Origin of the sequence: Amycolatopsis sp. cg13 (assembly GCF_041346965.1) — a bacterium.
Classification (GTDB): Bacteria; Actinomycetota; Actinomycetes; order Mycobacteriales; family Pseudonocardiaceae; genus Amycolatopsis.
Map to the genome: position 1 here is coordinate 6738598 of NZ_CP166848.1, position 26854 is coordinate 6765451.

Annotated in this window: 30 protein-coding genes; 12 read left to right on the plus strand and 18 right to left on the minus strand. The window is 69.1% G+C overall.

The features are described 5' to 3' along the window. Positions 1-114 precede the first annotated feature (114 nt). Positions 115-408: a DUF1330 domain-containing protein gene (locus AB5I40_RS31550; RefSeq protein WP_370940649.1), complete on the minus strand. Its 294-nt coding sequence runs from the start codon at positions 406-408 to the stop codon at positions 115-117. A 51-nt stretch (positions 409-459) separates the two neighbouring features. Here AB5I40_RS31550 and AB5I40_RS31555 point away from each other — a divergent pair, with 51 nt between their 5' ends. Then, the gene (locus tag AB5I40_RS31555) at positions 460-921 is read left to right on the plus strand and encodes a MarR family winged helix-turn-helix transcriptional regulator (protein ID WP_370933866.1); all 462 of its coding nucleotides are present in this window, start codon (positions 460-462) and stop codon (positions 919-921) included. Here the strand turns inward: AB5I40_RS31555 and AB5I40_RS31560 are convergent. The 5 genes from AB5I40_RS31560 to AB5I40_RS31580 all read right to left on the minus strand — a co-directional run bounded on the left by AB5I40_RS31560 (position 912) and on the right by AB5I40_RS31580 (position 6229). Continuing rightward, a complete protein-coding gene (locus tag AB5I40_RS31560) occupies positions 912-1382 on the minus strand; it encodes a DUF4190 domain-containing protein (RefSeq protein ID WP_370933867.1) in 471 nt (156 codons plus the stop codon). The two genes, AB5I40_RS31555 and AB5I40_RS31560, sit on opposite strands and share 10 nt — an antisense overlap. Before the next feature lie 91 nt (positions 1383-1473). Beyond that, positions 1474-2292, minus strand: coding sequence for a carbohydrate ABC transporter permease (locus tag AB5I40_RS31565; RefSeq protein ID WP_370933868.1), 819 nt, complete (start codon positions 2290-2292; stop codon positions 1474-1476). Next, complete coding sequence (locus tag AB5I40_RS31570; RefSeq protein ID WP_370933869.1) at positions 2289-3200, minus strand: carbohydrate ABC transporter permease; 912 nt, start codon at positions 3198-3200, stop codon at positions 2289-2291. Before AB5I40_RS31570 ends, AB5I40_RS31565 begins: the two co-directional genes overlap by 4 nt. Then, a complete protein-coding gene (locus AB5I40_RS31575) occupies positions 3197-4501 on the minus strand; it encodes an ABC transporter substrate-binding protein (protein WP_370933870.1) in 1305 nt (434 codons plus the stop codon). Before AB5I40_RS31575 ends, AB5I40_RS31570 begins: the two co-directional genes overlap by 4 nt. 99 nt (positions 4502-4600) lie before the next feature. After that, positions 4601-6229 carry a long-chain fatty acid--CoA ligase gene (locus AB5I40_RS31580; protein WP_370933871.1) on the minus strand — a complete coding sequence of 543 codons (1629 nt, stop codon included), beginning with the start codon at positions 6227-6229 and terminating at the stop codon, positions 4601-4603. A 462-nt stretch (positions 6230-6691) separates the two neighbouring features. On the opposite strand from AB5I40_RS31580, the gene mihF reads away from it, so the two are divergent. Together mihF and AB5I40_RS31590 are read left to right on the plus strand one after the other, a co-directional pair. Next, positions 6692-7003 carry an integration host factor, actinobacterial type gene (gene mihF, locus AB5I40_RS31585; RefSeq protein ID WP_020664542.1) on the plus strand — a complete coding sequence of 104 codons (312 nt, stop codon included), beginning with the start codon at positions 6692-6694 and terminating at the stop codon, positions 7001-7003. Between the two features lie 94 nt (positions 7004-7097). Continuing rightward, positions 7098-8264 (plus strand): isochorismate synthase MenF, encoded by a 1167-nt coding sequence (locus AB5I40_RS31590; RefSeq protein ID WP_370933872.1) that lies wholly within the window; start codon positions 7098-7100, stop codon positions 8262-8264. A 41-nt stretch (positions 8265-8305) separates the two neighbouring features. Here the strand turns inward: AB5I40_RS31590 and AB5I40_RS31595 are convergent, their stop codons facing one another. The 5 genes from AB5I40_RS31595 to AB5I40_RS31615 all read right to left on the minus strand — a co-directional run bounded on the left by AB5I40_RS31595 (position 8306) and on the right by AB5I40_RS31615 (position 12417). Continuing rightward, on the minus strand, positions 8306-8995 hold the full coding sequence (locus tag AB5I40_RS31595) for a 4'-phosphopantetheinyl transferase superfamily protein (protein ID WP_370933873.1): 690 nt from the start codon (positions 8993-8995) through the stop codon (positions 8306-8308). A 129-nt stretch (positions 8996-9124) separates the two neighbouring features. Then, positions 9125-9451 carry a hypothetical protein gene (locus AB5I40_RS31600; protein WP_370933874.1) on the minus strand — a complete coding sequence of 109 codons (327 nt, stop codon included), beginning with the start codon at positions 9449-9451 and terminating at the stop codon, positions 9125-9127. Positions 9452-9497: 46 nt separating this feature from the next. Next, entirely contained in the window at positions 9498-10145 is a 648-nt protein-coding gene (locus tag AB5I40_RS31605; protein WP_370933875.1) for a TetR/AcrR family transcriptional regulator, read from the minus strand. Next, the gene (locus tag AB5I40_RS31610; protein ID WP_370933876.1) at positions 10142-11677 is read right to left on the minus strand and encodes an ATP-dependent acyl-CoA ligase; all 1536 of its coding nucleotides are present in this window, start codon (positions 11675-11677) and stop codon (positions 10142-10144) included. The genes AB5I40_RS31605 and AB5I40_RS31610 overlap by 4 nt, the downstream gene beginning before the upstream one ends. Then, complete coding sequence (locus AB5I40_RS31615; protein ID WP_370933877.1) at positions 11674-12417, minus strand: enoyl-CoA hydratase/isomerase family protein; 744 nt, start codon at positions 12415-12417, stop codon at positions 11674-11676. The genes AB5I40_RS31610 and AB5I40_RS31615 overlap by 4 nt, the downstream gene beginning before the upstream one ends. A 47-nt stretch (positions 12418-12464) precedes the next feature. Between AB5I40_RS31615 and AB5I40_RS31620 the strand changes: the two genes are divergently transcribed. Next, a complete protein-coding gene (locus AB5I40_RS31620) occupies positions 12465-14042 on the plus strand; it encodes an amidohydrolase (protein ID WP_370933878.1) in 1578 nt (525 codons plus the stop codon). 7 nt (positions 14043-14049) lie between these two features. On the opposite strand, the gene AB5I40_RS31625 is transcribed toward AB5I40_RS31620, so the two are convergent. Continuing rightward, the gene (locus AB5I40_RS31625; RefSeq protein ID WP_370933879.1) at positions 14050-14364 is read right to left on the minus strand and encodes a hypothetical protein; all 315 of its coding nucleotides are present in this window, start codon (positions 14362-14364) and stop codon (positions 14050-14052) included. Positions 14365-14421: 57 nt separating this feature from the next. On the opposite strand from AB5I40_RS31625, the gene AB5I40_RS31630 reads away from it, so the two are divergent. From AB5I40_RS31630 to AB5I40_RS31655, 6 genes are all read left to right on the plus strand, one after another. After that, the gene (locus tag AB5I40_RS31630; RefSeq protein ID WP_370933880.1) at positions 14422-14862 is read left to right on the plus strand and encodes an N-acetyltransferase family protein; all 441 of its coding nucleotides are present in this window, start codon (positions 14422-14424) and stop codon (positions 14860-14862) included. Between the two features lie 199 nt (positions 14863-15061). Continuing rightward, a complete protein-coding gene (locus tag AB5I40_RS31635) occupies positions 15062-15745 on the plus strand; it encodes a metal-dependent transcriptional regulator (RefSeq protein ID WP_344281110.1) in 684 nt (227 codons plus the stop codon). 83 nt (positions 15746-15828) lie between these two features. Next, positions 15829-16647: an LLM class flavin-dependent oxidoreductase gene (locus tag AB5I40_RS31640; protein ID WP_370933881.1), complete on the plus strand. Its 819-nt coding sequence runs from the start codon at positions 15829-15831 to the stop codon at positions 16645-16647. Between the two features lie 72 nt (positions 16648-16719). After that, positions 16720-17070 (plus strand): transcriptional regulator, encoded by a 351-nt coding sequence (locus tag AB5I40_RS31645; protein WP_116201118.1) that lies wholly within the window; start codon positions 16720-16722, stop codon positions 17068-17070. Positions 17071-17368: 298 nt separating this feature from the next. Beyond that, positions 17369-18424 carry an alcohol dehydrogenase catalytic domain-containing protein gene (locus AB5I40_RS31650; protein ID WP_370933882.1) on the plus strand — a complete coding sequence of 352 codons (1056 nt, stop codon included), beginning with the start codon at positions 17369-17371 and terminating at the stop codon, positions 18422-18424. Between the two features lie 173 nt (positions 18425-18597). Beyond that, a complete protein-coding gene (locus AB5I40_RS31655) occupies positions 18598-19224 on the plus strand; it encodes an alpha-ketoglutarate-dependent dioxygenase AlkB (protein WP_370933883.1) in 627 nt (208 codons plus the stop codon). Here AB5I40_RS31655 and AB5I40_RS31660 read toward each other — a convergent pair. Genes AB5I40_RS31660 through AB5I40_RS31680 form a run of 5 tightly spaced genes read right to left on the minus strand, consistent with a single transcriptional unit; the run spans position 19193 to position 23477 of the window. Then, positions 19193-20068: a biotin-dependent carboxyltransferase family protein gene (locus AB5I40_RS31660; RefSeq protein WP_370933884.1), complete on the minus strand. Its 876-nt coding sequence runs from the start codon at positions 20066-20068 to the stop codon at positions 19193-19195. The two genes, AB5I40_RS31655 and AB5I40_RS31660, sit on opposite strands and share 32 nt — an antisense overlap. Further along, entirely contained in the window at positions 20065-20670 is a 606-nt protein-coding gene (locus AB5I40_RS31665; protein WP_370940650.1) for an allophanate hydrolase subunit 1, read from the minus strand. Before AB5I40_RS31665 ends, AB5I40_RS31660 begins: the two co-directional genes overlap by 4 nt. A gap of 5 nt (positions 20671-20675) precedes the next feature. Then, positions 20676-21425, minus strand: coding sequence for a LamB/YcsF family protein (locus tag AB5I40_RS31670; RefSeq protein ID WP_370933885.1), 750 nt, complete (start codon positions 21423-21425; stop codon positions 20676-20678). Between the two features lies 1 nt (position 21426). Beyond that, the gene (locus AB5I40_RS31675; protein ID WP_370933886.1) at positions 21427-22221 is read right to left on the minus strand and encodes a putative hydro-lyase; all 795 of its coding nucleotides are present in this window, start codon (positions 22219-22221) and stop codon (positions 21427-21429) included. Next, positions 22218-23477, minus strand: coding sequence for an MFS transporter (locus AB5I40_RS31680; RefSeq protein ID WP_344281083.1), 1260 nt, complete (start codon positions 23475-23477; stop codon positions 22218-22220). Before AB5I40_RS31680 ends, AB5I40_RS31675 begins: the two co-directional genes overlap by 4 nt. 148 nt (positions 23478-23625) lie before the next feature. Between AB5I40_RS31680 and AB5I40_RS31685 the strand changes: the two genes are divergently transcribed. Next, on the plus strand, positions 23626-24303 hold the full coding sequence (locus tag AB5I40_RS31685; RefSeq protein WP_370940651.1) for a GntR family transcriptional regulator: 678 nt from the start codon (positions 23626-23628) through the stop codon (positions 24301-24303). A gap of 288 nt (positions 24304-24591) precedes the next feature. Here the strand turns inward: AB5I40_RS31685 and AB5I40_RS31690 are convergent, their stop codons facing one another. Next, on the minus strand, positions 24592-25809 hold the full coding sequence (locus AB5I40_RS31690) for a family 16 glycosylhydrolase (protein WP_370933887.1): 1218 nt from the start codon (positions 25807-25809) through the stop codon (positions 24592-24594). A 406-nt stretch (positions 25810-26215) separates the two neighbouring features. Here AB5I40_RS31690 and AB5I40_RS31695 point away from each other — a divergent pair, with 406 nt between their 5' ends. Continuing rightward, positions 26216-26845: a DUF2306 domain-containing protein gene (locus AB5I40_RS31695; protein ID WP_370933888.1), complete on the plus strand. Its 630-nt coding sequence runs from the start codon at positions 26216-26218 to the stop codon at positions 26843-26845. Positions 26846-26854: the final 9 nt, after the last annotated feature.

Here is a 26854-nt window from a genome sequence, read left to right on the forward strand (position 1 = left end):
TGACTTTGTCACATGAGGGAGAGGGGTGCTACCGCCGAACGGAGGGGGTGACTTCGCGGGCCAGCGCGATCCGGGCCGGAGCACGCTGGCCCGCCGCGGGCTCGCGAAAGCTGGTCAGTCGATGCCTTCGACGATGCGGAAGTCGCGCTCGACGCCGTCGGAGAGGACGGCCAGCGCTTCCTGGTAAGCCTCGCTCTCGTAGGCGGCGACGGCTTGTTCGAAGCTGTCGAACTCGATCAGAACGGCGCGTTCGGCGATTCCGGACTCGCGGGTGGCTACCCGGCCGTCACGAGACAGGAGCCGCCCGCCCCCGGCTCGCACGGCCGGACCGGCCAGCTTGTTGTAGGCGGCCAGCTTCTCGGGGTCGGAAATGACGCGGTAGATGCTGGCCCAGTAGCCCTTGGCCATGGAAACCTCCGGATGCATAGATCATTTATATAAATACTCTATGCTTCACGGATGAGCCGTCAAGACGACGACACTCGGGGCGCTTCCGCGGCGATCGGGTCGGTCCTCTACGGGCTGGCCACCAGGGCCGCGAGACGGCTGCCGCGCGGAATCAGCATGACCTCCGCCGCCACCCTGGCGACCCTGCACCGGTGCGGCCCGCGCCGCATTACCGAACTGGCCGCGATCGAGGGCGTCACCCAGCCCGCGATGACCGCCCTGGTCCGGTCGATGGAGGAATCCGGCCTGGTCGAGCGGAAGGGCGACGCGGCCGACAAGCGGGTCACGCTGGTGTGGCTCACCGAAGCCGGCGCGTCGTACGTGAAGAAGCGGCACCAGGCGGGCATCGACGCGTTCGCGCGGCTGATCGGCGAACTCGCCGCCGACGAGGTCGGGGCTCTCGTGGCGGCGCTTCCGGCGTTGACGCACCTGGCGGAGCTCGAATGCCAGGACCGCGAAGGGCCTCAGCAGTAGAACGCGCAGGTAGCCCCCACCGCGGACAGCGACACGAAGAACCAGATCAAGAAAATCACCGCCGGGATCGCGGCCAGGATCCCGCACACCAGTCCGGCGATGCCCATGCCCTGCCCGGTCCACCCGGGCTTGCCCGCCTGCACCATGCCCGCCCAGGAGAGGCCGATCGCCGTGATCGCCGCGACCACGTCGAAGAACGGAACCCAGAAGAAGATCAACGCCACGATCCCGACGACCATCCCGGCCACCGCGAGCCCGCTGGTCTTCAACGGCACGCCACCCGGATACGGAGCCCCATACGGCGCCCCGTACATCGGTGCCCCATAAGGCACCGGCGGCTGGCCGTATCCCGGCGCGGGCGTCGGCCCGGACGGATACCCGGGTGCCGGGACGGGCCCGGACGGATGGCCCTGCGCCGGGTCTTGGCCGGGGTAGGGCTGCTGCTGATAAGGGTCCGTCATGGGTGCACTCCTGCTACGACTGTGGCGACGGTGAGTCGTCGGCGGCTAACGGCGAAACGTTACGCGCGGTTGCCGGTCGATGTGACGGTTTTCAGCCTTTCAACCCGGATTCGGTGACCCCGCGTACCAGATACCGCTGGAGAAACGCGAAGAGCAGCACGATCGGCACGATCGACAGCACCGCGGCCAGGAACAGCAGGTTCAGCTGCGGGTTCTGCGCGGTGAGCAGCCCGGAGAGCGCGACCTGCACCGTCCACGAGTCCGGCGACTGCGCGATGATCAGCGGCCACAGGAACGCGTTCCAGCTGCCGATCACGGTGATCACCGCGATCGCGGCGAAAAACCCGCGCGAGTTGGGCACCACGATCTTGCGGAAGACGCCCCAGCGGGACAGGCCGTCGACGCGGCCGGCGTCTTCCAGCTCCTTCGGGAAGTCGAGGAAGTACTGCCGGAACAGGAAAACGCTGAACGCGCTGAACAGGCCCGGGATCACCAGCCCGCGGAAATCCGAGAGCCAGCCGAGCGTCGACACCACCACGAAACTCGGCACGAACGTCACGGACGTCGGGATCATCAGCGTCGCCAGCACCGCGTAGAAAACCGGCTTCGAGTAGCGGTACGGCACCCGCGCCAGCCCGTAGCCGGCGAGCGAGCACACCACCAGCAGGCCGACGGTTTGCAGGACCGCGACGACGACCGAGTTCAGGATGCTGCGCGCGAACGGCACGTCCTGCTGGTCGAACAGCTTGGTGAAATTCTCCCAGTGGATCTGCTTCGGCCACAGCGTCCAGCCCGGCGCGGTGAGCTCCGCGCGCGAGGCGAGACCGTTGCGCAGCAACAGATAGAACGGCAGCAGGAACAGGATCGCGGACACGCCGAGCGCCGTCCAGCGAAGCACCGCGCGGATCATGACGCGCTCCGATCGAACCGGAAAAGCTTGCCCTGCAGCAGAGTGACCACGGCGATCAGCAGCGCCAGGATGATCGCGCCCGCGCTGCCGCGGCCCAGATCCTGGCCGCCGGAGCCGAGGGAGGTGTAGTAGAGGTACACCAGCGGCGGCCGCGCGAACGGCGGATAACCCCGGGAATCGCCCATGATGTTGTAGAACTCGTCGAACGCCTGATACGCGTTGATCAGGTTCAGCAGCAGGACGGCCACCGACGTCGCGCGCAGTTGCGGCAGCGTGATGTGCCGGAACACCTGCCAGCCTGGTTTCGCGCCGTCGAGCCACGCCGCCTCGTACAGATGCTGCGGAATCCGTTGCAGCGCAGCGAGGAACAGGATCATGTAGAAGCCGAGCTGCAGCCACAGCCGGGCGGTCACCAGCACGATCCAGTACAGCGGCGGGTGCACGGTGCCGGTCCACGCCACCGGGTCGATGCCGAAGACGCCGAGCACGGTGTTCGCGAGGCCGTAGCGGACGCCGGAGAACAGCGACGTCTTCCAGATCAGCGACGCCACCACGTACGAACACGCGAACGGCAGGAAGAACACCGAACGGAAGAACGCCTTCGCGAACCGCAGCTGGTTCACGCCGACCGCCAACGCCAGCGACAGCACGAACGTCAGCGGAACGATGAACACGGCGAACACGCTGAACGTGCCGAGGCTCGCGACGAACGGGCCGTCGGAGAGCATGTGCGCGTAGTTGTCCAGGCCGACGAAGACGCTCGGGGTGACCGTGTTGCGCGCGTCGAAGAACGACAGGTACAGGCTCCACCCGATCGGCACGTAGGCGAAGATCGCCAGTCCGAGCAGGAACGGGCCGACAAACCCCCAGAACGCCAGCGTATCCCGGGTTTTCCGGGACAGCTTCATCCGAAAAGGCGTTTCAGCTCGGACTGCGCGACGGTGACCGCGGCCTTCGTCTGCGCCACCGGGTCCGCGCCCTCCTTGGCGATCTTCGCGACCGCGTCCGACAGCGCGGTGTTCGAGGTCTGTGTCCACACTGGACCGCCGATGAGGTGGCTGTTCTCCTTGACGAACTTCACCACGTCCGCGGCCGGACCGGTTTGCAGCGTCTGCGCTTTGTCGATCAGGCTCTGCCGGGCGGGCACGTGGAAGCCGTACCGGGTGGCGAATTCGAGCTGGCTGTCGGTCTGGTCGATCCACAGCCACTTCACGAACGCCTTGGCCTCGTTGACGTGCGCGCTCTTCGCGTTGACCATCGCGCCGTACGCGCCCACCGGAACCGACGGCTTGCCGCTGTCGTCCAGCTTCGGGAACGGCAGGACGCCGAAGTCGTCGTTGAGCGCGTCGCGGACCTTCGGGACGTTCCACAGCCCGGTCCACTGCATCGCGCAGAGCCCGTCGACGAACGCTCCCGGATCCGACCAGTCGGCGGGCGCGCCGAGCAGCAGGGAACCGTTGGTGTTCAGCGTGTGCAGCTTGCTGAAGGCGGCGGCCGAGCGCGGATCGTCGAAGCCGACCTCGCGGTTGTTGTTCTTCAGGTAGTCGAGCCCGGCCGACCACAGCAGCGGCCCGGTGAGCGTGCCGACGCCGCCGTCATTGCCCGCGAACAGGCCCTTCACGCCGTCCTTCGACAGCTTGCTCGCGGCGTCGATCAGCTCGTCGACGGTCTGCGGCGGCTGCACGCCCGCGGCCTGCAGCATGCTCTTGCGGTAGAAGAGCACCTGTGTGTCGGTGGCCTGCGGAATGCCGTAGACCTTGCCCTCCACGGTCTGCGCGGCGAGCACGGCGGGACTGAAGTCGTTCTTGACCGGCCCGATGATGTCGTCCAGCGACACCACCTGGTTCTGCCGGACCCAGTCGATCTTCACCTGCGCCTCGAAGACGTCCGGCACTGGACTGTTCTGCAGCGCGGTGACGATCTTCGAGTCGTAGTCGCCCGGGTTCCACACGACGTTGACCTTCGCGCCCGGGTAGCTGGCCGCGTAGTTCTTGACGGCTTCCTGCACGCCGTCCTCGCCATAGGCGTGGTACCACTGCTGCAGCGTGACCTTCGGGGCCTGCGACGTGGTCGGCGCACCCGCCGACATCGCCGTGGACGGCGGCGGATCCCCCGGCCGCCCGGTATTCGACCCGCACGCCGCCGCGACCGCTCCCACCGCCGCCGTTCCCGCCAACGACAGGAACGCCCTCCTGCTTCGCTGCTGCATCCCCAGTTCTCCTCCGACGTGCTGGGAAGGACTCCTTGCGTGCAACAGATTCCCGCACGAAGTCCTTCCCAGGCCGACAACTCGCCGGAGATTTACCGCTCAGAGGTGTGAGATGTCGAGCTTTCCCTCGGAGTAGGACGCGCGCAGCCGCTTCTTGTCGAACTTGCCGACGCTCGTCTTGGGCACCTCCTCCACGAAGGTCCAGTTCTCCGGCAGCTGCCACTTCGCGACCTTGTCCGACAGGTATTCGCGCAGTTCTTCGGCGGTGGCCTGCTGGCCTTCCTTCACCACGACGGCGACCAGCGGGCGTTCGTCCCACTTCTCGTCCGGGATGCCGACGACTGCCGCCTCGGCTACCGCCGGATGGCCCATCACCGCGTTCTCCAGGTCCACCGACGAGATCCACTCGCCGCCGGACTTGATCACGTCCTTCGCGCGGTCGGTCAGGGTCAGGAAGCCGTCCGGGCTGATCTTGCCGACGTCGCCGGTGCGCAGCCAGCCGTCGTGGAACTTCTCCGGATCGATGTCGCTTCCGCCGTGGTAGGCGCCCGCGATCCACGGACCCGAGACCTCCAGTTCGCCGACCGCCTCGTTGTCCCACGGCAGTTCCTCGCCGTCGTCGCCGATCAGCCGGGCCGCCACGGACGCCGGGAACCGGCCCTGGGTGTAGCGGTAGGCCCAGCGCTCCTCGCCGGTCGCGCTGGCGGGCGGACGCGCGACGCTGCCCAGCGGCGACGTCTCGGTCATGCCCCACGCGTGCAGGATCGGCACGTCGTAGCGCTCCTCGAAGGCGTGCATGAGCGACGGCGGCGCGGCCGATCCGCCGACGACCACCTCGCGCACGTGGCTGATGTCCTGCGGGTTCGCGTCCAGGTGCGCGAGCAGGCCCTGCCAGATCGTCGGCACCGCGGCGGCGAAGGTGGGCTTCTCCGCGGCCAGCAGCGCCGCGATCGGGGCCGGCTGCAGGAACCGGTCCGGCATCAGCAGCGAGGCGCCGACCATCATCGCCGCGTACGGCAGGCCCCACGACATCGCGTGGAACATCGGCACGATCGCCAGCGCGAGGTCTTCCTGGGCAAGCCGCATGCTGTCGGTCATGCAGACCTGCATCGAGTGCAGCCAGATCGACCGGTGCGAGTAGACGACGCCCTTCGGGTCGCCGGTGGTGCCGGACGTGTAACACATCGCGGCCGCGGCCCGCTCGTCGATCTCCGGCCAGTCGAACTCGTCGGACTGCCCGGCCAGCAGCTCGTCGTAGGAGTGCACGGTGACGCCCTCGGGCGCGGTGAGCGCGGACGCGTCGCCGTTGGCCACGATCACGTGCTTGACCGTCTTCATCCCCGGCAGGTTGCTCGCCAGCAGCGGGACGAGCGTGCCGTCGACGATGACGACGTGGTCCTCGGCGTGGTTCGCGACGAAAACCAGCTGTTCGGGGAACAGCCGGATGTTCAGCGTGTGCAGCACCGCGCCCATGGCGGGCACTGCCAGGTAGGCGGCGAGGTGCTCGGCGTTGTTCCACATGAACGTGCCGACCCGCTGGTCGCCGGTGACGCCGAGACCGCGCAGCGCGTTCGCCAGCCGGGCGGCGTGCTTGCCGAGCTCCGCGTACGTCTCCCGGCGGGCTTCTGAACCGGTCCAGGTGACGACTTCGCTCTTCGCGTGCACCTTCGTGCCGTGGCGCAGCAGCTTCGCGAGCGACAGCTGTCCGTCCTGCATCGTGCTCAACATGGGTGACTCCCGTGGTGCTGGTTCGCCGGTGAACTGGGGGTGCGCCCGACTCTAATGCGCATCCGCCGGATCAGGCACGAACAAGTTCGGTAACGGCTTGTCGGGCCGCTCCCGCCATCGGGTGGCGGCCCCGGCCGTTCATGATCCACTTCTGTCGCGCTTTCTGTTGCGGGACAAGAAAATGCGTTGTGTTAACTGCGGCGAAATACACTCCCGTTCGGGTGAGGTAATGGGGGTGGAAATGAGCCCTTCGGGGCCGTTTTCACAGGTCGCGAGGGGTCCCCTCGCGCAGGTCCGCCGTGCCCGTCGACGGGTGATAAGTGCGTGTCGGTTGCGCGTACTGCGGGCACGTGGCGTTTACTGGGGCCGTGGTAAGTGACGGCTGGCCAGCGCTTGCAGCTGCAAGCATCGGCTGAGACCGTCGGCCGCGAAAGCGGAGACCTGAGAGGAAAGGACATTACGTTGGCTCTGCCCACGTTGACTCCGGAGCAGCGCGCCGAGGCCCTCGCCAAGGCGGCAGAGGCTCGTAAGGCGCGTTCGGAGCTGCTCGCTTCGATCAAGTCCGGCAAGGAGAGCATCGAGTCGGTGCTCAAGCGGGCCAAGGAGAACAAGACCGTCGGCAAGACGAAGGTCACGCAGCTTCTCAAGGCGGTGCCCGGCCTGGGCGCGGTCAAGGTCGCCGCGCTGCTCGAGCAGGCGGGGATCGACCCCGACCGCCGGGCCGCTGGCCTGGGCGAACGGCAGCGCGAAGCGCTGATCGACGCGCTCAAGTAACGCTGATCCGGCGGCCGCGGGGAAGGTGTGCGCGAAGGTGTTGCACCGGCGACACTTTCCCCGCGGCGCTCCCGGATCCTGAGACGCTGGTGGAGTGACGACCAGTACCGCGCCGGCGACCCCGGCGCAGACCACCGTCCGCTACCAGCGTGGCGACTTCTTGTTCGCGACCGCCCGGCGAGCCCTGCTCGCCCGCGGTGCGCTCGGCACCGTCACCGACGCCGACCCACGCCGCCTCGCCCGCTCGGCAGCCGCTGAGCTGGAGCGATCCGGCGTGCCGCTCGCCGTCGGAGTGCTGCCGTTCGACACCGGACCCGGCGCTTCGTCGCCGGGGCACCTCGTGCTGCCCCGGACGGTGCACCGCGCCCAGTCCGAGGCCGAGACCCCGGCCGCTCCGCCCGCCGCCGACCTGCCCGCTCCCGCGGCCACCCGGCGGCTTCCGTCCGCGGACGGCCACCGCGAGAACGTGCGGGCAGCCGTCGCCGCCCTGCACGACCGTGACCTGCGCAAAGCCGTGCTCGCCCGTGCGCTCGAGCTGGAATTCGACGCCCCGATCCCGGTCGAGGGGATCGTGCGCAACCTCGCGCGCGGCAACCCGCGCCACTTCACTTACGCCGCCGAACTGCCTGGCGGCCGCACCCTCGTCGGGGCCACGCCTGAGCTGCTGCTTTCCCGGGCGGGCGACTCCGTGTTCACGACCCCGCACGCCGGGTCGATGCCGCGTTCGGCCGACCCGGAGACCGACCGGGCCAACGGCGAAGCCCTCCTCGCGTCCGCGAAGGACCGGGAAGAGCACGACCTGGTGATCGACTACGTCGTCGAGTCGCTGCGGCCGTTCTGCCGGAAGCTCGACGTCCCCGCCGGTCCTGAGCTGGTCTCCACGCCCGCGATCTGGCACCTGCGGACGTCCATCACCGGCGAGCTGGCGGACCGCTCGGTGACCGCGCTCGACCTCGCCGCCGCGATGCACCCGACGCCTGCCGTCTGCGGCACCCCGACCGTCGCCGCGCGCGACCTGGTGCAGGAGCTGGAGCCGTTCGACCGCGGGTACTACGCGGGCGCGGTCGGCTGGGTCGACGCGGCGGGCGACGGCGAGTGGGCCGTCGCGATCCGGTGCGCCGAGGTGGCCGAGACGTCGATGCGGCTCTACGCGGGCGGCGGCATCGTGCCCGCGTCGGATCCGGACACCGAGTACCGGGAGACGATCGCGAAGTTCCGCACGCTGCTCGGCGCGATGGGGCTGGACGACAGCGCCTCGTGAGTGCCGGTCACGGTTCTAACCGGGATAAACGCTCACGACCTTTACGGCAGCCAGTGCTCCTCGGTGACGCTCAGGCTGTCCGCGGTCAACGCCGCCACCGCGGCCCGATGCCCGTCGGCCGCCTTGAGGTCGGCGAGCCGGGTCCGCGCCGGGTCGAGCGCGTCGTCGCCGGAGGCCACCAGCTCGGCGGGCGCGTCGTAGCGGGAGAACGTGATGCTCTGCAGCGGGATCTTCAGCCCCTTGCCGGTGGCCTTCATCACCGCTTCCTTGCGCGTCCAGTAGATGAAGAACGCCGCCGAACGCTCCTCGTCCGACAGGCCCGCGACGGCTTCCCGCTCGGCCGGGCTCAGCGCGTACTCCACGAGCGAGGCGTCCGCCTTGCGGCTGGCGGTTTCGACGTCGAGGCCGACTGGCACCCCGTCAGTGACCGCGAGGCCGATCAGGTTGCCCGAATGCGAGATCGACAGCACGAGATCCGAACCCGGCACACGCGGACGGCCGTGCGGTTTGCCGCAGTCGTCGCAGGTCGCGTCGAAGCGCACGGACCCCGCCGCGCCGCCGAGGCGTTCCGCGACGAGCGTCTTCGCGAGCACCCGGCCGGTCAGGAAGCGGCGCTGGTCGATTTCGAGCCGGTACGCGTCGTAGCGGCCGCGCTCCAGTTCGTCCAGCAGCTTCAGGTAGCGGTCCTCCGCGGGCAGCGGTTCGGACCAGCGCACCACGATTTCGGTCACCGGCAATACCCTCCCTCGTCCGCCTCCGATCTTGCCCGGATGCGCCGAGGTTTGTCATGCCCCTACCGGCGAACGCGGCGAAGGCCCCCTCGGAGTCCGAGAGGGCCTTCGCGGCGGGATGATCGAGTGCTACGACTTCTCTTTGTTGCGCATCGCGATGGGGACCCCGGCTAGGTCCTCCTCGTTGCACAGCAGCTTCACGTCGTAGTAGGGCGAACCCTGTCGCTCGTCGTAGTCTAGGTGGATCGCGAGGACGTCGAGCGGTTCTCCCAGCCACTCCTGCGCTTGGCGCAGCCATACTGCACAGCGCTCGAGCGCGCTGGGCAGGTCGTCGTCACGAAACTCGACTGGCCGATACGGGACGTCCTGGACCTGATCGCGCGGGTTTGCGGGTGCGGGCAGGCCAGGCGAGAGACCCGAGTCGTCCAGTTCGAGTTGGATCGTTTGCTCAGTCACCCTTCGAGCGTCCCCCACGTTCGCCGTCTGAGCAAGGCGTATGGCGCTAAAAGCCCTCTTGGACAGGCAAGTCCCACACCTGGGCGACCACTTCGAGGCATTGCCGGAGGTCGCGGGCACGCACCGCGACCGGGTGCCCGAGCACCCGCAATGCCAGTTCCGCGTAGTGCGTGGCCAGGTCTTCGAGCTTCAGCGGGCCTTTCGGCGAATACCACCGGGCCACTCCGCTGCACATTTCCAGCAATGCGAGCCGGGTCACGGCCGGTTGTGCGGTGTGGAACACGTTTGCCGCGGTGCCGTCTTCGATCGCGTTCGCCCAGTACTGCTCGTATTCGTCCCGCAGCGCGACGACTCGGGCACGCGCCGGAGCCGAAAGCGCGTCGACTTCGTTGTCCACCACCCGGGTTTCGCCGGGCTGGGCGGCGTGCGCGAGGACGTGCAGTGCGACCAGCGTGCGCATCCGGACCACCGGATCGTCACTGCCCGCGGTGGCCTTCGCGACCGCGTCGATCAGGCGGCGCAGCGAGGTCGTCATGATCTCGACAAGAAGATCTTCCTTGGTGCCCATGTAGTGATAGAGCGTCGCCGAAGAAAGTTCGGCTTCCTGGGCCAGATCCCGAATGCCTGTGCCGTGGAAACCCTTGGTGGCGAACAGTTTCACGGCCGCCGCCCGCACTCGCTCGGCGCTGCTCACTGCCACTCCCCGGTGCTGCGGTCCCAGGATCCGGCGCGGAGGTCGGCGACCTTGCGCAGCTCTCCCTTCGCGACCCGTTCCGACGGCGTGCGCGGCAGGTCGTCCGCGAACGTCCAGAACCTCGGCACCTTGAAGTACGCCAGTTGCCGCGCGCAGAACTTCGACAGCTCCTCAGGCGACGGACGGTCCTCGCCGCACACGACGTACGCCTTCACTTCCTCGCCGCGCAGCTCGTCCGGCACCGCGAGCACGGCCGCGAGCTGCACTTTCGGATGTTGCAGCAGCGCGCGCTCGACCTCGTCGGCGGAGATGTTCTCGCCGCTGCGGCGGATCATGTCCTTGGTGCGGCCGAGGTAGTAGACGCGGCCCTCGGCGTCCATCCGTGCGAGGTCGCCGGTGTGGAACCAGCCGCCGGCGAAGGCGCGCGCGGTCGCTTCAGGATCCTCGTGGTAGCCGTGCATCAGCCCGATGCCGCGGATCAGCAGCTCGCCGGTTTCCCCGCGCGGCAACGGTTTCCCATTCTCGTCGGCGATCATCGCCTCGCGGTCGCGGGTCGGCCGCCCGATGCAGCCGGTGCCGACCGCGGCGTCGTGATCGGCCTCGGACACGCGGATGTCGCCGCCGGTCTCGGTCATCCCGAAGGCCTCGTACCACGGCACGCCCCAGCGCTGCTCCAGCTGGGCGTGCAGGTCGGGCGGGATCGCCGACGCGCTGATCGCGCGGACGCGGTGGTTCCGGTCGTCCGGGTGCGGCGGCTGGCGCAGCAGGAGCGTCGGCATCAGGCCGAGGCAGTAGAACCAGGTGACCTCGTGCTCGCGGACCTTCGCCCAGAACGTGGAGGGATGGAAGCGGTCCAGCACGACGAGCGTCGCTCCGGCGGCCAGCGCGAGTGCGACGTTCCACTGTGGATCAATGTAGTGGAATGGTTGCGCGGTAAGCAGAACGTCGTCTTCGCTGACGGTGGGGAAGCCGGTGGCGAGGCCGATCGCGAGTGTGGTCCAGTACCGGTGCGGCAGCACGCAGCCCTTCGGCGCGCCGGTGGTGCCGGACGTGTACTGGATGTTCACCGGCTGTTCGGCGACCACCGATTCGGGTTCATAACGCGTTTCCGACTGGAGCGCGTCCGGGGTGAGGACGCGTTCCACGGCCGTTTCCGGCGCGATTTTCTCCAGCAGTTCCACGAACTCTTCAGCGGCCACCGCGAGCCGTGCGCCGGAGTGGCGCAGGACGTGCGCGCCGTCGAATTCGCGGTAGTTGATGTTCACCGGGACCAGAACGGCGCCGAGTTTGGCGAGCGCGAGCCACATGAGCGGGAATTCCGGCTCATTGCGGAGCATCACCGCGACGCGATCGCCTGCCTTGATGCCTTGGTCTTGGAGTGCTTTCGCGAGGCGTCCGCTGCGGTCGTCGACCTCGGCGAAGGTGAACCGGGTGTCGGTGCTGTCGAAGATCCACGCGGTGCGCTCCGGCCAGAGCTGCGCGGCGCGCGTGACCAGCGCGACCAGGGTGTCGACGTGCTGCAGCGGCGTCACGCCCGGCTCCGGAACGCTTCGGTCGACTCGCGGACGGCGGCCGAGTGCTCGGTGATCAGGGCGTGGGTGACCTCGAGTTCCAGCGCGGAGTCGAAGGCGTGGTCGATCCCGGCGTCCAGCGCCCGCTTCGCCATCGTGGCGGCCTCCGGCGGGTGATGCGCGATCTTCTCTGCCCAGCCGAGCGCCAGCGGCATCAGCTCGTCCGCCGGTACGGCGGCGTTGACGAGGCCGAGGTCGTGCGCGCGACGGCCGTCGAACCGGTCGCCGAGCAGCAGCAGTTCCTTGGCCTTGATCGGCCCGACCAGCAGCGGGAGCAGCTTCGACGCGGCACCGGTGACGCTCAGGCCCAGCGACACCTCGGGGAACGCGAACACGGCATCCTCGGCGGCCAGGATCAGGTCGCAGCCCAGTGCGAACTCCGCTCCCGCGCCGATCGCGTACCCGTGCACGGCGGCGATCACCGGCTGACGCAGCGCGCGCAGCCGCCGCGTGACGTCCTGGAGCCGCTCCAGCCGCGCCCGGGAATCACCCTCGGGGGTGGGTTCCTTCAGGTCGTGCCCGGCGCAGAAGGCGCGGCCGTTGCCGGAGAGCAGGACGACGCGGGCGTCACTGTGCGCGACTTCCTCCAGCGCGGTCAGGAAGTCGTCCACCAGCACGGGCGCGACGGCGTTGAGCCGCTCGGGCCGGTTCAGCCGGATCTGCGCGATGCCGCCCTCGACGGCCAGGTCAACGGTGCTCATGGGAGGGAGCCTAGACGTTCGATCGATCGATCGATAGTGTCGAAGGCATGCAGGTTGACGCGGTGTACGAGAACGCCAGGCTGGTCACCGGCGACACCGCGCTGGCGGTGCTGCACGGCCGGATCGTGGCGCTGGGCGACGACGCGCGCGAGCTGTCCGCCCGTCGCCGGGTGGATCTCGGCGGGGGCTTCGTCGCGCCCGGGTTCCACGACGCGCACAACCACATGGCGTGGTTCGGCATGGGCCTGGACGACGTGCCGCTGAGCGACTGCCGCAGCGTCGACGAGGTGTATGCCGCCGTGGCGCGGCGCGCGGCCGAGCTGCCCGCCGGGAGCTGGGTCGTCGGCAGCGGCTACGACCAGAACAAACTCGCCGGCGGCGAACACCCCGACCGGCATGGTCTTGATCGAGCCGCCCCCGGCATGCTCGTGCGGCTCAAGCACACGTCCGGCCACATGACCCTGGTCAACTCCGCCGTGCTGGACCAGCTGGACCTCGCGAACGTCCCCGTCGGCGGCGACGTGGTGCAGTCGTCCGACGGCTCGCCGACCGGGTTGTTGCGCGAGCAGGCGCAGTTGCTGCTGCGTCCGCTGACGTACCCGACGCCGCTCGAATCGGTGGTCCGCGGCCTCGACCGGGCGAGCCAGCAGTACCTGTCCGAGGGCATCACGAGCGTCCAGGAAGCCGGAATCGGCGGCGGCCTGGTCGGCGAGACACCGGCCGAGCTGGCCGCGTACCAGCTCGCGCGCGAACGCGGTGTCCTGCGAGTGCGGAGCACGGTGATGGTCGCCGCGAGCGTCCTGCACGACCTGCCCGACGGCGCCGGCTTCGGCCTGGACCTGGGCCTGCGCACCGGCCTAGGCGACGAGTGGCTGCGCATCGGCCCGATGAAGCTCTTCGCCGACGGCTCGCTGATCGGCCGCACCTGCGCGATGCACGAACCGTTCGACGGCGAACCGGACAACCGCGGCTACTTCCAGGTGCCCGAGGACGAGCTCACGCGCACCATCCGCCAAGCCCACGACGCCGGCTGGCAAATCGCGACCCACGCCATCGGCGACCGAGCCGTCACGGTGGTGTTGGACGCCTACGAAGCCGCCCTCGCCGCCACCCCGCGCGCCGACCACCGGCACCGCATCGAACACTGCGCCGTGCTCCCGCCAGCGGAGCTGACCCGCCTGGCGTCGCTAGGCCTGATCGCGTCCCCGCAAGGCCGGTTCGTGAACGAACTGGGCGACGGCATGCGCGCAGCCCTGGGCGAATCGCGGGTGGCGTGGTGCTACCGCCTCCGCAGCGTCCTCGATGCCGGCTGCGTGCTGCCCGCCAGCTCAGACCGCCCCGTCGTCGACGGCGCCCCGCTGCTGGGCCTCGCCGACATGGTCCACCGCCGGACCTCCACCGGCGAACCGTTCTCGGTGGAGGAAGCGCTGACCCCGGCGGAGGCCCTGCGCGCCTACACGTACGGCTCGGCCTATGCGACCTTCGCGGAGAGCTACCTCGGCACGCTTGAGCCGGGGAAACTCGCGGATTTTGTGGTGTTGTCCGCGGATCCACTGTCCACTGTGGAGGACGCAAGGGTGCTCGGCACCGCGGTGGGCGGCGAGCTTCTTTACGAGGCCTCGTGATGCTGTTTCACTTGCCGACGAACGCCATCGCCTCCCGGGCTATCGCGCTCCACTCCAGCGGAGCCTCCGGATCCATCGAAAACCACTCCTTCATCGGGATGCCTTTGTTCGCGTCGAACCGCACGCCGTGGCCGCTGTCCACCAGTTCGTCCACCCGGGGCTTCGGCAGCTTCACCACGAGGCGGCCGCGGACGAACATCGCGAAAATCCGTCCGTGCACCTTGAGCGCGTGCGACCCGAAGCCGCGGCCGATCCGGGGCGGCGTGACGCCCGGGCAGTGCTGCAGCTCGTCGACCAGGTCTTCGAACCGCTCCTCTGTCATTCCCGCACGGTAACCGAGACCACCGACAAAACCGCCAGAACCAGAAAGGGGCGCCCGATGCCCGTACGCGACGCTGTCTTCGAGGACGTCGAGGAGATCTGCAGCCTTATCGAGGAACACGCGGTCTACGAGGACAAGCACGACCTCAAACTCGACCGCGCCGAGATGAGCGGTCACCTGTTCGGGCCGGAGCCGAAGGCGTGGGTGCTGATCTGCACTCCGCCGGGACGGCCGGACCTGGTGGCCGGGTTCGCCTTCTGCAGCTGGAATTTCTCCACGTGGGAGGGCCGCCCGGGGATCTGGCTCGACGATCTGTTCATCCGTCCGGAGCACCGTAGGCACGGGCTGGGCCGGGAGCTGCTCGACGCGTTGCGCGCCCGCACGACGGGGCGGGTCGAGTGGGACATGCAGGCGGGCAACGCCAAGGCGGAGGCGTTCTACGCGCAGCTCGGCGCGGAGCCGGTGCCGGGGTGGGTTCGTTACCGCTGGCGGCCGTGACTCCGCGTCGGCGCGGCTAGCCCGCTGGCGGCCGTGACCGACAACGAGGTCCTTGAGCGGGGCGGCGGCTGCGGCACGGTCCTGGCCGGGCTGCCCAGACGGGGTGACCGCGCCGGATCGGCGCGACAGACCAGACCGGCGGCCTCTGGCGGCCCTGACCGGCAGACCACACCAGACCGGGCCCCGTATCGTATGCGGCATGGGAGATGGTTCCGTCCGGAGGTCGTCGTCGGTCGAGGACTACGTGCGGGTGATCTACGGGCTGGTCGAACGGGGCGAGGCGGTCACCAACGCGTCGCTGGCCGGGCGGCTTGAGGTGAGCCCGTCGTCGGCGTCGGGCATGGTCACGAAGCTTTCGCAGCTCGGCCTGGTCGCGCACGTGCCCTACCGCGGCATCGAGCTGACCTCCGAGGGGCGCCAGCTCGCCCGGTCGGTGCTGCGCAGGCACCGGCTGATCGAGACGTACCTGGTCTCCGAACTCGGCTTCACCTGGGACGAGGTCCACGCCGAGGCCGACGCGCTGGAGCACGCCGTCTCCGATCGGCTCGTCGAGCGCATCGCGGCCAAACTCGGCAACCCCGTTCGCGATCCGCACGGCGATCCGATTCCGGCTCCGGACGGCAGCGTCGAGGAACTCCCGATGCGCATTCTGGACGACCTGCCGCCCGGTGCGGTCGGCGAGATCGTCCGGGTGTGGGACACCGATCCGGACCTGCTGCGCTACCTCACCGAGCACGCGATCGGCCTCGGCGAGCGCATCGAGGTGGTCGAGCGGCAGCCGTTCGGCGGGCCGATGGTGGTGAAGGTCGGGCAGCCGCCGGACGCCGCCACGCACGCTATCGGCAAGGAGATCGCGCAGGCGTTGTCGGTGACCTTGCGCTGACACACCGTGCGCTCCGGAGCGTACGCGCGAGTGTCGCTGTCGAGCGGATGTGCCGTGAAGGGCCTAAGCCGACGATAAGCGGCATGACTACTGCCAAACCCTTCCGCTTCGGGATCGTCACCGGGTATGCACCGGATCTGCCGTCCTGGACCGCGCAGGCTCGCCGGATCGAGGACCTCGGCTTCGACGTCATGTTCGCGACCGATCCGGTCGGCGGGCTCGATCCGTTGACGCTCGTTCCGGCCGCCGCCGCGGTCACCAGCAAGCTCACCCTCGGCACCTTCGTGCTCGCCGATCCGTTCCGTGCCGCGCGGAACCTCGCGTGGCAGGCCGATTCACTGCATCAGGCGACCGGCGGCCGCTTCCTGCTGGGGCTGGGCGTCGGCCATCCCGGCGCGGGGAAGCACGCGGAAACGCTCGGGCGTGAGTTCGGTTCGCCGGGCGAACGCGTCGCCCGGTTGGCGGACACTATCGAAGTGCTTTCGCAGCGCCCCGACCGGCCGCCGCTATTGCTCGCGGGTTCCGGCCCCAAAATGCTCGCGCTCGCCGCGCGCACCGCCGACGTCGTGACGTTTTCCTGGGGACCGCGCACGACCGAGGAACAGGCTGACTCCATTGTGGACACTTTTCGCTCGTTCGCGGGAGACCGGGAGGTGGAATTGGCGGTGAACCTGAGCGCGATCGGGGACAAGCCTTCGCCGTGGCTCGCCCGCTACACCGGGGTTGACGTACCGCAACTGGTCGAGGAGAAAGCTGTCACCGTGCTGCCGGAAAACCCCGACGCCGCTGGGGAAATGCTTCTCCGCTGGCGAGAGCGGTGGGGGATTTCCTGTGTCACGGTCAATTCCGGCTACGCGGAACCGTTCGCCGCGATTGCCAAGGCACTCTCCGCACAAGGGTGACAGCTCTTCCGATCATGCGTTATCCGGCCTACGCTCCGAGGTTTCCCAGCGACGTGGTTCGGAGCGTGTGCGATGACCGGTCAGCGAACACCGACGATCGACCGGGGGAGTACAACAGGGCGGGATCTCGGGCAATTGCTCGAAACCGGCCCGTTCGCCGAAGCGCTGCGCGCGGCCATCCGGGCCCGCGGGCTCGGACTCGAACGCATCAGATATCGGCTGCGGGGAAGGGGAACCACGGTCAGTCTCGCGACATTGAGCCATTGGCAATCCGGACGCTGCCGCCCGGAACGCCCGGAATCGTTGCGGGCATTGCGAAATCTCGAGCAGATCCTCGGCGTCCCGGACGGGTCGCTGCGCAGGCTGCTCGGCCCGCCGCGTCCGCGCGGCCAGTTCCATCAGCCGGGCCAGCAGCTCTCCTGAGCGCGCCCGGCCGCGGCGGACGGCGAGTGCGTCGGCGTATCCCGACGCCTGCGCGCCGTCGTCCGCCGCGTTCGCCCGGACTGCGGTGCACGGCGGAGCGCCGGACCGCGCGCTTACCAGCCAGGAGAACCCCAATGTGGCGTTGGGTGCGTGGGGTGCACCCAATGTGGCGTTCGGTGCGTGGGATGCACCCAATGTGGCGTTCGGTGCGTGGGGTGCACCCAATGCCGCATTGGGGGCGCGCAAGCCCGGTGAGCTGAAGCCAGCGGCCCGTCAGGCGGCTTCTACGATCAGGCCTATGCGTGCGGTCGTGATCGAAGAGTTCGGCGTGCTTCCGGAAGTGCGGGAAGTACCGGATCCGGTGACCCCGGACGGCGGGGTCGTCATCGCCGTCGAAGCGACCGGGGTGTGCCGCAGCGACTGGCACACCTGGCAGGGCCACGACGAGGCCGTCCGGTTGCCGCACGTGGCCGGGCACGAACTCGCCGGGCGGATCGTTGAGATCGGCAAGGGAATCAAGGGCTGGGCGAAGGGCGACCGGGTGACGGTCCCGTTCGTGTGCGCGTGCGGCGTTTGCGCGCAGTGTGCCAAGGGCGACCAGCAGATCTGCGACGACGAGTTCCAGCCCGGCGCGACCCACTGGGGTTCGTTCGCCGAGCTTGTCGCCATCGAGCATGCCCAGACGAACCTGGTCGCGTTGCCGGACTCGATGTCGTCGGCGGAAGCTGCTGCGCTTGGTTGCCGCTTCGGGACGGCTTTCCGCGCAGTGTTGCGCCAGGGCGGCGTACGCGCGGGGCAGTGGGTGTCTGTGTACGGCTGCGGCGGCGTCGGCATCTCCGCGGTTCTCCTGGCAGCCGCTGCGGGCGCGAAGGTGGTGGCGGTGGACGTCTCGCCGCAGGCGCGCGCGTTGGCGGAGCGTTCTGGCGCCGTGTTAAGCGTCGATGCCAGCGCGTTCGACGGGCCGGACGCGCTGGCTGCGTACGTCCGTGAGCGCACCGAAGGCGGTACGCACGTGTCGCTGGACTGTCTGGGCTCCCCGGTCACCTGTGCGGCTTCGGTGGGCAGCTTGCGCAAGCGCGGACGGCACGTCCAGGCCGGGCTGATGCCGCCCAGTCAGGGGGTGCCGCCGATTCCGATGCATCGGGTGGTCGGCGGAGAGCTGGAGATTGTCGGGATCCACGGGCTGCAGGCCTATGAGTACCCCGAGTTGCTCGGCGTGGTGGAGCGGTCCGGGATTGATCTGGACGGGTTGATCGGCACGCGGATCGGGCTCGACGGAGTGCCAGGCGCGCTCGCTGCGATGAGTAATCCGGTGCCTGCCCGGGCCGGGGTGACTGTCGTCGAGTTCGGGTGACGAATGGTGACCGGCGAACACCCTGGGTGGCGAGTCCGAGTTGTAGCTGACGAAAACCTGGCGGGTCCCCCGGCGGTGTGCAATTCTCCGAAGCTTGGCGGCAAGTGGCGAGGGGAACCCGCCGCAGGAGCGCCCGGCAGGGTGACTCCTGCGGCCACCGGCCACGGAGCGGCGTGATGGAGCTGCTGCCGCGTCCCCGCCGGGAAATCGCACCGGGAGCGGTGCACGTCCCGGATTGGCTTTCCGGGCAAGAACAACGCGACCTCGTCACGGCCTGTCGCGGCTGGCGCGGTTACCGGTCGACCCGGCTGCCCAGCGGCGGGGTGATGTCGGTGCGCACGGTCTGTCTCGGCTGGCAGTGGCTGCCGTACCGCTACGACCGGCTGCGCGAGGACGGTTCGCCGGTGGAGCCGTTCCCGGACTGGCTGGCCGACCTCGGCCGCCGCGCGCTCGCCGACGCTTATGACCAGCCCGCCGACGATTACCAGCCCGACGTCGCGCTCGTGAACTACTACGACGCGACCGCGAAAATGGGTATGCACCAGGACAAAGACGAGCGTTCGACGGAGCCGGTGGTCTCGCTGAGCCTCGGCGACACGTGCGTGTTCCGCTTCGGCAACACCGAGAATCGGAACCGGCCGTACACCGATGTCGAACTGCGCTCAGGCGACCTGTTCGTCTTCGGCGGCCCGGCGCGGCTGGCGTTCCACGGAGTGCCGAAAACCTTGCCTGGCACGGCAGATCCGGATCTTGGCCTGACCGGGCGGCTCAACCTGACGTTGCGGGTGTCGGGGATGTGAACCGGACCCGCTGCCCGGGCCGGAGTTGGGCGGCGAGGTCTAGGTCGTTCTCGTCCACCACAGCAGCGACGGGGTAACCACCGGTCACCGGATGGTCGGCGAGGAACAGGATCGGCACTCCGGACGGCGGTACCTGAAGCGCGCCGGGGACAGCGGCTTCCGGGGCCAGTTCGCCGACGCGGGCTCGGGTGAGCGCGGGGCCGTCCAGGCGGACGCCGACGCGGTCGAGGTCGTTGGTCACGGTGTAGGCGCCAGTGAGCAAAGTGGACAGTGCGGACGCGGTGAACCAGTCCAGTCGCGGGCCGGGTTCCAGGCGCAGTACGGGTTCTTCCGCCAGCCGGGGCAACGGGGCGAGGTCGACACAAGGGTCGCCCTGCACTGCCGAACCGATCGGCAGCGACATTCCCGCCGCGAGGACGGGCGGGCCGAGTTTGCCCAGCGTGTCGGTGGCTCGCGCGCCGAGCACCGGCGGTACGTCCAGGCCGCCGCGTACCGCGAGGTAGCTGCGCAGGCCGAGCGAAGGGACGCCGAGTTCGAGTTCGTCGCCAGGGCGCAGGACGATCGGCGCACCGACGGCAGCGGCCCGCCCACCAGCGCGGATCGGTACCTGAGCGCCGGTGACCGCGACGGTGGTGTGTTCGGAGACCCGCACCCGCAGGCCGCCTAGGGTGACTTCCAGCGCCGCATGCGTTTCGGGGTTGCCGACGAGCCGGTTCGCCAGCTTCAGCGAGCCCCGGTCAGCCGCGCCGGAGCGGCCGACGCCGACTGCCGCGTAGCCAGGCCGTCCGAGGTCTTGCACGGTCGCGAACGGGCCCGGCGCGAGGATCTCGATTTTGCCGGTCACCGAATCTCCTCGAACCGCACGACAGTGCCTGGGACCAGCAGATTCGGTTGCTGACGGTCGACGTTCCACACCTGCGCGTCGCTGTGGCCGAGCAGGTGCCAGCCGCCGGGCGACGGATGCGGGTAGATCGCGCTGTACTCACCGGCGATCGCCACCGCACCCGCGGGCACGCGCGTGCGCGGCGTGCTCCGGCGCGGCAGGTGCAACGCTGGGTCGAGGCCGGTCAGGTAGGCGAAACCGGGAGCGAAACCGCAGAAAGCCGCGACGTAGGTGCCCGCCGAATGCCGTTGCACGACTTCGGAAACGGACAGCCCGGTGGCTTCGGCGACGTCCGCCAGGTCAGCGCCGTCGTAGCGCACCGGCAGGGTGACAGCCTCCGTCGCGCGCGCAGAGACATCCACTGTGGACAGTGAAGCGAGCGAACGAGACAGGGCAGCGGAATCGGTGCGGGCAGGGTCGAAACGGACCAGCAGGGTGCGTGCGGCGGGGACAAGCTCGACGACGCCCTCGGGTTCGGCGGCTTCGCAGGCCGCCTGGAACCCGAGCACGTCGTCGACCTCCACCAGCAACGCGGAACGGCCGTAGCGCAACACAGTGTTCAAACCGGTCACACGAACGACCTCAACACCACGCCGGATTCGGTGAGCAGTTCACGAATCCGGCGAGCCAACTCAACCGCACCGGGCGTATCCCCGTGCACGCAAAGGGAATCCGCCCGCAGCATGAGCTTGCCGCCGTCAACGTCGACGACCTCGCCGGTGGTCGCCATGGTGAGCGCCCGCGCGGCGACTTCGTCAGTGTCGTGCAGTACCGCGCCTGGCAGCTTGCGCGACACCAGACGTCCTTCAGGCGTGTACGCGCGGTCGGCGAACGCTTCTGCGTACGCAGGCACGCCCGCTGCTTGAGCCGCGCGCAGCATTTCGGAGTCTGGAGGACACAGCAGCGCCAAATCGGTGTGATAGCGCCGCACGCCTTCGACAAGCGCAGCTGCCTGCTCCGGATCGACAGCTGCCGTGTTGTACAGCGCGCCGTGCGCCTTCACGTAACGCACGCAGCTGTGCGCCGCGCGCGCGAAGGCGTCGAGAGCGCCGATTTGGTACAGCACTTCGTCCGCGAGGTCTTCCGGCGCGATGTCGAGCGCGCGACGGCCGAAGCCGGCCAGGTCGCGGTAGCCGACGTGCGCGCCGATGGTGACGCCGCGTTCGGCCGCGCGTTCGCACACACGGCGCATCACGCTCGCGTCGCCCGCGTGAAAGCCGCACGCGACGTTCGCGCTGGTCACGATGTCGAGCATGGCTTCGTCGTCGCCCATGGTCCAGGCGCCGAAGCCTTCGCCGAGGTCGCTGTTGAGGTCCATGTCATCCCACCTGGTAGTCGCGATCGGGCCGGTCGGTCAAGAACATGTACCCGGGGGCGTGCGTGATGGCGAACGGCGGCCGGGACGCCATCAGCGCCGCCTGCGGGGTGACGCCACACGCCCAGAACACCGGCACGTCACCGGGCGCGGCGTCGACCGGATCGCCGAAATCCGGCCGGGCGAGATCGGCGATGCCCAGCTCAGCCGGGTCGCCGACGTGCACTGGAGCACCGTGCACCGCGGGCATCGCGGCGGTGATCCGCACAGCGTCCTCGACCTGGGTTTCCGGAATCTGGCGCATTGACACCACCATCGGGCCGCTCAGCCGTCCGGCCGGTTCGCACTGCCGGTTCGTCACGTACATCGAGACGTTGCGGCCCTGCTCCGCGTGCCGCAGCGGAATGCCCGCGGCGCGCAGCAGCGTCTCGAAGCTGAAGCTGCACCCGATGGAGAACGCGACCATGTCGCTGCGCCACACCCCGCTGGCGTCGGTGATTTCGCTGGTCAGCGCGCCGTTGTGCCACACACGGTAACGCGGCAGATCGGTGCGCAGGTCCGCGCCGGGCGCGAGCCGGGTGGTCGGGTCGCCGGGTTCGCTGACGTCGAGCACCGGGCACGGCCGCGGGTTGCGGGCGCAGAACTCGCGGACGTCGTCGGCCCAGTCCGCCGGTACGGCGATCAGGTTGGTCTGTGCGAAACCGTCGGCCCAGCCGGTGGTCGGGCGTTCGGTGCCGGCGCGGAAGAGCGCGCGAGCTTCGGCCGGAGTGAGCGTCGACGGATCGTAGGAAGTGGTCATACCTCCACCAGTTCCTTGCCTCGCGTTTCCGGCAGCCCGAGCAGCGCTACCGCGGCGATCGCGTAACCGACCGCGCCGAGCACGATCGCGCCGCCCGCGCCGAGAAAGCCCACCACCGCAGGGAAAGCAGCACCGACCGCGCGGCCGAAGTTGTAGGTGAAGCCCTGTCCGGTGGCGCGCAGCTCGGTCGGGTACAGCTCGGCGAGATACGCGCCGAAGCCGCTGAAGATCGCCGAAGTCGAGAAGCCGAGCGGGAAACTGATCAGCAGCATCAGGCCGTTCGCGCCGTAGGGCAGCTGCACGAAAAGCACGATCAGCAGCGCGGAAACGACCGAGAACAGCAGGAACGTCTTCTTCCGGCCGAGCAGGTCGGTGAGGTAGCCGCCGCAGACGTAGCCGATGAACGCGCCCGGGATCAGCAGCGCAAAGTAGCCGCCGGTGTTGACCACGGACAGGCCGCGGCTGCTCTGCAGGTACTTCGGCATCCAGGTGAACAGCGTGTAGTAACCGCCCTGGACGCCGGTCGCGAGGAGCGCGGCGAACACCGTGGTACGCAAGAGATTCGGCTTGAAAATCCCGGCGAGCGAGCCTTTGACCTTGGCCGAAACCCGCCGTGCGGCTGCCTCCGGCGCATCCTCCACACTGCGTCGGACCCACAGCACGAGCAGCGCCGGAATGACGCCGACCCAGAACAGCACGCGCCACGCGATGTCCTGGTCGAGGACGCTGAACAGCACCGTGTAGACGATGACCAGCAGGCCCCAGCCGACCGCCCACGCGCTCTGCACGAACGCGACCGTGCGGCCGCGGTACTTGGCCGAGCAGTACTCGGCGACCAGCGCGGCGCCGACCGCCCACTCGCCGCCGAACCCGAGCCCCTGCAGGCCGCGGAAGATCAGCAGCGTTTCGAAGTTGGGCGCGAATCCGCACAGCACCGTGAAGATCGTGTACATCGCGATGGTGAGCTGCAGCGTGCGGACGCGGCCGATGCGGTCGGCGAGCACGCCGGCCCCGACGCCGCCGATCGCGGACACGACCAGCGTGACGGTGCTGAGCAGGCCCGCTTCGCCGGACGTGATGCCGAAGTAGGCGGTGATCGCGGCCAGGCCGAAGGGCAGGGTCTGGTAGTCGAACGAATCGAGGCCGTAGCCGCCGAACGCACCGAGAAAGGCGCGGCGGCCCTTGTGGCCGAGCGAGCGATACCAGCCGAACGGGCGGGCCGCGTTCGCGGTGCCGTCGGCGACGTTGACGTTCATAGGGCACCTCACAAGGGGGACGAACTCATGGTGGCACGAGTCACATGGCCGCTACCGTACGGATCGTTCAACAATTCCACAAGTCCCTCATTTTATTGTTCACCGCCCGCTGGCTACGCTGGGCGACGTGGTCACCGACGGAGAGCCCATGGGCCTGGAAGCGGATCGCGGCCTGCTCGGCCGGACGAGCACCGCGGAGCGGGTCGCCGGCGTGCTGCGCACGCGTGTTTCCGAGGGGTACTTCCTGCCCGGGGTACGGCTTTCGGAGCAGGACATCGGCAGCGCGCTCGGGGTCTCGCGCAACACGCTCCGTGAGGCATTCCGGTTGCTGACCCACGAACGGCTTCTGGTGCACGAGCTGAACCGCGGGGTGTTCGTGCGGGTGCCGAGCGTCGAAGACGTGCGCGACATCTACCGCGTTCGCAAGCTCATCGAGTGCGCGGCCGTCCGCGACGTGACCGAGAAGCCGGCGGCGTACGAGAAGATCGCCAGCACGGTCGCGGACGGCGATCGCGCGGCGAAGCAGGCGCAGTGGCAGGACCTGGGCACCGCGAACATCCGTTTCCACGCGGAGCTGGTGGCGCTCACCGGCAGCGAGCGCATTGTCGAGCTGATGCAGGCGCTCACCGCGGAGCTGCGGCTGGTGTTCCACGTGATGGCCGACCCGCGCCGCTTCCATGAGCGGTATCTGCCGCGGAACCACGAAATCCTGGACGTGCTCGCGACCGGCGACGGGATCCGTACGGCGGAGATGCTCGCCGGCTACCTCGACGACGCGGAAGCGCAGTTGGTCGAGGCCTATGCGGAGCTCGCCGGAGCCCGCTGAGCCGTTCGACCGAAACCGGCCGGTTTGCCCGGGAAGGCAGCGAGAATGGCCGTTCGGCCCCTCCTGTCAGCCGGGAGGCACCACGGCACCTGCGGGCTGGCTACCGTCGGCAGTGGGCCGCGCGAGAGCGCCGCCCCGGGCGTCGGGACCCCCAGCCGACGCGCGGAGGACGGCCCACGGCCGGGCGGTCGACCTTGGTTCCCGCCCGGCCCGCGCGGTTTCCGCGGCGGACCGTGGCCACCGGGGGGAGGTCACGGCCCGCCGTCCTTATTCGTCCACAGTGGACGGCTACTGGTTCACCGACCATTTCTGGTTGACGTTCCCGGTGCACGTCCACAGCTGCAGTTTCGTGCCGTTGGCCGAACTGACCCCCGCCGCGTCGAGGCATTTGTTCGCATGCGGGTTGACGATGTCGTGCGCCGCGGTCACGACCCACTGCTGCGCGTTGCTGTTGTTGCAGTCGTACATCTGGACCGGAGTGCCGTCGTCGGTGCCGGAGTACTTGACGTCCATGCACTTGCCGAGCGCGCGAATGGTCCCGTCGCCGCCGATGGTCCAGTTCTGCGCGGCGTTTCCGTTGCAGTCGGTGATCTGCAGCTGGGTGAAGTTCGCCGGATTGGCCCAGGGCACGTCGACGCACTTGCCGCCGATGCCGATGATCCGGCCGCTGGACCCGCCGTCGCTGCTCGTGTTCACGTGCACGTAGTCGACGACCAGCTGCTGCGGGAATTGCGTGTTCCCGTCCGGGTCTCCTGGCCAGTCGCCGCCGACGGCGAGGTTCAGGATCAGGTAGAAGGGATGGTCGAAGACCCAGCGGTTGCCGTTCAGATCGGCCGGGGTGCGGGTCTGGTAGGCGTTGCCGTCGACCGACCAGACGATCTTGTTCGGCGACCAGTCGACCGCGTAGGTGTGGAAATCGTCGGCGAAGACGGGGCCGTTGTACGCCGCGCCGATGCCGCCCGCGCCGGAGTAGCCGGGGCCGTGAATGGTGCCGTGCACGGTGTTCGGTTCGCGGCCGATGTTCTCCATGACGTCGATTTCGCCGTCGTTCGGCCAGTTTCCGCCGCCGAGCATCCAGAACGCGGGCCACATGCCTTGGCCGCGCGGGATCTTCATCCGGGTTTCGACGTGCCCGTACGCCTGGCTGAATTTGCCGGCGGTGTTGAGCCGGGCGGAGGTGTACTGGCAGGTGCCGTACCAGCAGGTGTGGCCGGAGTTTTCGCGTTTGGCGGTGATGACCAGGTGGCCTTGGCCGTCGAGGGCGCCGTTGGCCGCACCGGCGGTGTACCACTGGCGTTCGTGGTTGTTTCCGTTGTTGTCGCCGGTTTCGTAGGTCCATTTCGACGCGTCGGCGGCGGCGCCGGCGGGGCCGTTGAAATCGTCGGTGAAGCTTTCGGCGGCGGCCGCGGTGGGAGGGGCGAGCACCGCCGGGGCGGTCTGCAGGCCGAGCGCCAGGAGCGCGGCTGCGGCCAAGGCGGTGGGGACGCGTCTGAGGAATCTGGGCATGCGTGGTCACCTCGGTTTCGGGGAGGAACCTTGAACGAGGGAGTGCTTTGTTGTGGCGGGCAACAAAGTAGGAAGAGTATGCCTGGTCTGGACCTCTGCGGCAATGGTCAACGTACGTGAGGGCCACCCTGAGGGAATCTGATTCCCTCAGGGTTCCCCTCACGTACTCGCGGCAGCGGCCCGCGGGGTCACCTGACCGAGGGTAAGGCTGCCCCTACCGCGCTGACGCCAGTCGGCACCATGGTTCGCCCGGGGTACCCGTCCTACGTTCGGAAGTGCGAGAACGGACGAGAAGAGAGAGGCCGACATGACGGCGGGGACGGATCTTCGACCACCGCGGGCCACGCCCGCAGCGGAGCGAACGGTACGGGTCGAGCCGGGAAAGCACTGGTGGCGGAGACCGTGGGTGGGGCCGCTGGGGCTGGTGGTGGTCGCGTTCCTGGCTTATTCGCTGCCGCCGTATCTGGCGTTCGACCCGGCGCAGTCGCGGGTGCCGTCGACGTTCCCCGCGCACTACTTGTTCCTCGTGGGGCACGTGGTGTTCGGGTCGATCGCGATGGTGACCGCGCTGCTGCAGATCTGGCCGCTGATCCGGCGGAAGTACCCGGTGCTGCACCGCTACTCCGGCCGCGCGTACGTGTTCGCGGGAGTGCTGCCGTCGGGGTTGCTGGCGCTGACGATCGGCGCGGCGACTCCGTTCGGGCCGGTGACGCGGGCCAGCGACGTGCTGCTCGCGGTGCTGTGGCTCGGTACGACGTGGGCGGGCTACCGCGCCGCTCGCGAACGCCGCTTCGGCGATCACCGGCGCTGGATGATCCGCAGCTTCGCGTTGACGATGTCGATCATTCTCAACCGGCTGATCGGCCCGATCGCGGCGATTTTCCTGGAACCGCAGATCGCCACGACGTTCGGCGGCAGCGAGATCGCGTTCGGGCAGTCGATCGCGGCGCTCGGGGCGTGGGTGAGCTGGACGGTCGCGCTGATCGCGGCGCAGCTGTGGCTCGACCGGAAACCGAAGCGCCGTGCGAGTGTTTAGCCGTGGCTG

Bases quoted from the DNA above. Each gene is read 5' to 3' on its own strand.
- AB5I40_RS31550 (WP_370940649.1), bottom strand. From the start codon at position 408: ATGGCCAAGGGCTACTGGGCCAGCATCTACCGCGTCATTTCCGACCCC.
- AB5I40_RS31555 (WP_370933866.1), top strand. From the start codon at position 460: ATGAGCCGTCAAGACGACGACACTCGGGGCGCTTCCGCGGCGATCGGG.
- AB5I40_RS31560 (WP_370933867.1), bottom strand. From the start codon at position 1,382: ATGACGGACCCTTATCAGCAGCAGCCCTACCCCGGCCAAGACCCGGCG.
- AB5I40_RS31565 (WP_370933868.1), bottom strand. From the start codon at position 2,292: ATGATCCGCGCGGTGCTTCGCTGGACGGCGCTCGGCGTGTCCGCGATC.
- AB5I40_RS31570 (WP_370933869.1), bottom strand. From the start codon at position 3,200: ATGAAGCTGTCCCGGAAAACCCGGGATACGCTGGCGTTCTGGGGGTTT.
- AB5I40_RS31575 (WP_370933870.1), bottom strand. From the start codon at position 4,501: ATGCAGCAGCGAAGCAGGAGGGCGTTCCTGTCGTTGGCGGGAACGGCG.
- AB5I40_RS31580 (WP_370933871.1), bottom strand. From the start codon at position 6,229: ATGTTGAGCACGATGCAGGACGGACAGCTGTCGCTCGCGAAGCTGCTG.
- AB5I40_RS31615 (WP_370933877.1), bottom strand. From the start codon at position 12,417: ATGAGCACCGTTGACCTGGCCGTCGAGGGCGGCATCGCGCAGATCCGG.
- AB5I40_RS31620 (WP_370933878.1), top strand. From the start codon at position 12,465: ATGCAGGTTGACGCGGTGTACGAGAACGCCAGGCTGGTCACCGGCGAC.
- AB5I40_RS31625 (WP_370933879.1), bottom strand. From the start codon at position 14,364: ATGACAGAGGAGCGGTTCGAAGACCTGGTCGACGAGCTGCAGCACTGC.
- AB5I40_RS31630 (WP_370933880.1), top strand. From the start codon at position 14,422: ATGCCCGTACGCGACGCTGTCTTCGAGGACGTCGAGGAGATCTGCAGC.
- AB5I40_RS31635 (WP_344281110.1), top strand. From the start codon at position 15,062: ATGGGAGATGGTTCCGTCCGGAGGTCGTCGTCGGTCGAGGACTACGTG.
- AB5I40_RS31640 (WP_370933881.1), top strand. From the start codon at position 15,829: ATGACTACTGCCAAACCCTTCCGCTTCGGGATCGTCACCGGGTATGCA.
- AB5I40_RS31645 (WP_116201118.1), top strand. From the start codon at position 16,720: ATGACCGGTCAGCGAACACCGACGATCGACCGGGGGAGTACAACAGGG.
- AB5I40_RS31650 (WP_370933882.1), top strand. From the start codon at position 17,369: ATGCGTGCGGTCGTGATCGAAGAGTTCGGCGTGCTTCCGGAAGTGCGG.
- AB5I40_RS31670 (WP_370933885.1), bottom strand. From the start codon at position 21,425: ATGGACCTCAACAGCGACCTCGGCGAAGGCTTCGGCGCCTGGACCATG.
- AB5I40_RS31675 (WP_370933886.1), bottom strand. From the start codon at position 22,221: ATGACCACTTCCTACGATCCGTCGACGCTCACTCCGGCCGAAGCTCGC.
- AB5I40_RS31680 (WP_344281083.1), bottom strand. From the start codon at position 23,477: ATGAACGTCAACGTCGCCGACGGCACCGCGAACGCGGCCCGCCCGTTC.
- AB5I40_RS31685 (WP_370940651.1), top strand. From the start codon at position 23,626: ATGGGCCTGGAAGCGGATCGCGGCCTGCTCGGCCGGACGAGCACCGCG.
- AB5I40_RS31690 (WP_370933887.1), bottom strand. From the start codon at position 25,809: ATGCCCAGATTCCTCAGACGCGTCCCCACCGCCTTGGCCGCAGCCGCG.